Annotated in this window: 5 protein-coding genes; all 5 read left to right on the top strand. The window is 38.0% G+C overall.

All coding sequences use genetic code 11. From position 1 onward, the window contains the following. On the top strand, window positions 1-605 hold a 605-nt coding region (locus AC1DUW_RS23695; protein WP_477643606.1), incomplete at its 5' end, for a CBS domain-containing protein. Window positions 606-617: 12 nt separating this feature from the next. After that, the gene (locus AC1DUW_RS23700) at window positions 618-1,271 is read left to right on the top strand and encodes an ABC transporter permease (protein WP_477643607.1); all 654 of its coding nucleotides are present in this window, start codon (window positions 618-620) and stop codon (window positions 1,269-1,271) included. Window positions 1,272-1,282: 11 nt separating this feature from the next. Continuing rightward, window positions 1,283-2,200, top strand: coding sequence for an osmoprotectant ABC transporter substrate-binding protein (locus tag AC1DUW_RS23705; RefSeq protein ID WP_477643608.1), 918 nt, complete (start codon window positions 1,283-1,285; stop codon window positions 2,198-2,200). 17 nt (window positions 2,201-2,217) lie between these two features. After that, window positions 2,218-2,889 carry an ABC transporter permease gene (locus tag AC1DUW_RS23710; RefSeq protein ID WP_053346307.1) on the top strand — a complete coding sequence of 224 codons (672 nt, stop codon included), beginning with the start codon at window positions 2,218-2,220 and terminating at the stop codon, window positions 2,887-2,889. A gap of 140 nt (window positions 2,890-3,029) precedes the next feature. Beyond that, window positions 3,030-3,488: S-adenosylmethionine decarboxylase (locus AC1DUW_RS23715; RefSeq protein ID WP_477643609.1), on the top strand; the 459-nt coding region annotated here is incomplete at its 3' end.

Below are 3,488 nucleotides of genomic sequence, written 5' to 3' on the forward strand. Positions count from 1 at the left end.
CACTTAATAAGACAATTGTTTTTGTTACCCATGATATGGATGAAGCGATTAAACTTGCTGATCGTATTGTGATTTTAAAGGCTGGAGAAATCGTTCAAGTGGGAACCCCGGATGAAATTCTCAGAAACCCAGCCAATGAATTTGTTGAAGAATTTATCGGTAAAGAACGATTGCTTCAAACAAGACCAAACGTGCAATTGGTCGAACAAATCATGAGTCGTAATCCCATTTCAATTACTGAGGAAAAGTCTCTTACTAACGCTATCACTATTATGAGAGAAAAACGAGTGGATTCTCTGCTCGTGGTAGATGAAGAGAATGTATTAAAAGGATTTGTAGATGTTGAAACGATTAGTGAATATCGTAAAAAAGCTACATTTATTAGTGAAGTAATCAAAACTGAAGTCTATTCTGTAAATCAAGACTCATTAATCCGTGATTCAGTTCAGAAGATTTTAAAACGCGGATTTAAATATGTGCCGGTCGTTGACCAAAATAAACATTTGGTCGGAATTGTTACTAGAGCTACACTGGTTGACATCGTGTACGACAGCATCTGGGGGGAAGAAGATAATCTAGTGGCTGAAATGGCTGAAATGTTTTAGGAGGTGAATGAGATGGAAACATTGCTCGATTTTTTACAAACGAATTGGCTTGAGTTGCTTTACAAGGCGTGGGAGCATTTATATATATCTATGATTGCTGTATTCCTTGGAATACTAGTTGCTGTACCGCTTGGCATTTTGTTGACCCGTATGAAAAAAAGCGCATCTATAATTATTGGAATTGCAAACATCATGCAGACGTTGCCAAGCTTGGCAGTACTAGCATTTTTCATTCCATTCCTCGGTGTTGGGAAGACACCCGCTATTATTGCGTTATTTTTCTATTCTGTTTTACCTATACTCAGGAATACGTATACAGGCATTAAAGGTGTAAATAAAAATTTACTTGAATCTGGTAGAGGCATCGGGATGACGAGTTGGGAGAGAATTCRTCTAGTTGAATTTCCTCTTGCACTTTCCGTCATTATGGCTGGGATTCGCACTGCTTCTGTTTATTTAATTGGCTGGGCAACATTGGCTTCCTTTATTGGAGGCGGAGGACTTGGAGATTACATATTTATTGGTTTGAATTTATACCAAACAGAATATATCATCGCAGGTGCTGTACCGGTAATCATCATGGCTATCCTGGTGGATTATGTTTTCTCGATCATTGAACGAAAAGTCGTACCAAAAGGATTAAAAGGTATGAAGGAAGTTGCTTGAGGAGGAATACCATGTATAAAAAAATAAGAAAAATAAGTTTTACTACCCTTATAGTGTTTTCATTATTCATCAACGGCTGCTCGTTGCCTGGGTTGGKGTCATCTTCTGAAAAAACGGTTAAAATTGGTGCGCAGAGTATGACCGAATCCGAAATCTTGGCAAACATGATAGCACAACTACTTGAACGAAATACAGACCTTGATACGAAGATTATTAAGAATTTAGGTTCGAATTTCGTCCAGCAACAAGCAATGGAGAATGGGGATATTGATGTAGCCGCAACTCGTTATACGGGGACGGATTTAACGAGTGTTTTAGCTCAGGATATTGAAAAAGATCCAGTAAAGGCAATGGAAATTGTTCAAAAGGAATTTAAAAAACAATATGGATTCAAATTTTACGATTCTTATGGATTTGATAATACTTATGCATTTACGATATCAAATGAATTGGCAGAGGAAAAAGGCTATAAAAAAATATCGGATTTGGAAAAAGATGCAGGGAATTTGAGATTAGGTGTCGATAGTGCTTGGCTGAAAAGAAAAGGGGACGGCTATAAGGGATTCGTAGACACCTATGGATTAGAATTCGGAGAAACCTATCCGATGCAAATTGGACTAGTTTACGACGCTGTCAAAAATGGTCAGATGGACATTGTCCTCGCATACTCTTCAGATGGACGGATTAAGGTGAATAATTTGCAGCTTTTAGAAGATGACAAACAATATTTCCCTCCTTATGATTGTTCACCTGTTGTCACGAAAGATGCGTTAGAACGATATCCGGAAATAGAAAATCAACTAACTAAGTTAATTGGAGAAATCACAACCGAAACGATGCAGGAACTGAACTATGAAGTTGATGGAAACTTGAAAGAACCATCGATTGTAGCAACGGAGTTCCTTGAAGCGCATAATTATTTTGAATAAATGGGAGGTGCAATCTAATGGAAACCTTGGAACAACTGGGAACGTATTACTCCCAGAATTGGATGTACGTACTTACTGAATTTTATCGCCACTTTTTAATGTCTGCTTACGGAGTTCTATTTGCAGCAATCATTGCTATCCCGCTAGGTATATTCATCGCAAAGCATAAAAAGTTGAGTAATTGGGTGTTTTCGATAACTAATGTCATACAAACCACACCAGCCTTAGCAATGCTTGCTCTCCTTATGTTAGTAATGGGACTGGGGACAAACACAGTTATTTTGTCATTGTTTTTATATTCTTTACTACCAATCCTAAGAAATACGTATGTAGGAATTACAAACATTGATCATGCCTATTTAGAATCGGGTAAGGCTATGGGGATGACGAAGTTCCAATTACTAGGAATGGTCGAACTGCCATTATCCCTGTCTGTCATCATGGCTGGTCTACGAACGGCACTTGTCGTTGCAATTGGTGTAACTGCAGTCGGCACATTCGTCGGCGCAGGTGGGCTGGGTGATATCATTGTAAGGGGAACCAATGCTTCGAATGGTACCGCAATTATTCTCGCAGGAGCTATACCAACAGCATTAATGGCTATTCTGGCTGACATTTTATTAGGGTGGTTAGAACGTGCACTTTCACCGATTAAAAGAAAGAAATTAATACAATCCGAAGCAAAATAGGGAAAAAGAGCAGTTACATATTTATTGCAACTGCTCTTTTTTTATTAAGGTTATTAGCCATAAATTCTTCCCTTTAGTTTTTTATTTCTAATAAAGGGTAACTATAAGAACAGTTGTAAAAAAAATAAGGGGAATCGATCATGAAACTTACACCAGAACAACGAATTGAACTCCATGGTTTTAATAATCTTACGAAATCATTAAGTTTTAATATGTATGATATTTGTTTTACAAAAACAAAGAAAGAACGCGAAGCCTACCTAGAATATATCGATGAACAGTATAATGCAGAAAGGCTTTCGAAGATTTTGCATAATGTTTCGGATTTAATTGGAGCACACGTTTTGAATACTGCGAAACAGGATTATATTCCACAGGGTGCGAGTGTAACGATGCTTGTTTCCGAAGGACCTGTCGTAGAAGTGCCGACTGGTACCTATGAGGAATCCCCCGGCCCTTTACCCAATAATGTTGTCATGCAACTGGATAAGAGCCACATTACTGTTCATACATATCCTGAATATCATCCGAATGAAGGTATTAGTACATTCAGGGCTGATATCGATGTATCAACTTGTGGAGAAATCTCTCCTCTAAAA

This window comes from Peribacillus sp. P4_C12 (genome assembly GCF_056402095.1).

Excerpts from the sequence above, each read along its gene's own strand:
- AC1DUW_RS23710 (WP_053346307.1), top strand. The coding sequence starts at position 2,218 with ATGGAAACCTTGGAACAACTGGGAACGTATTACTCCCAGAATTGGATG.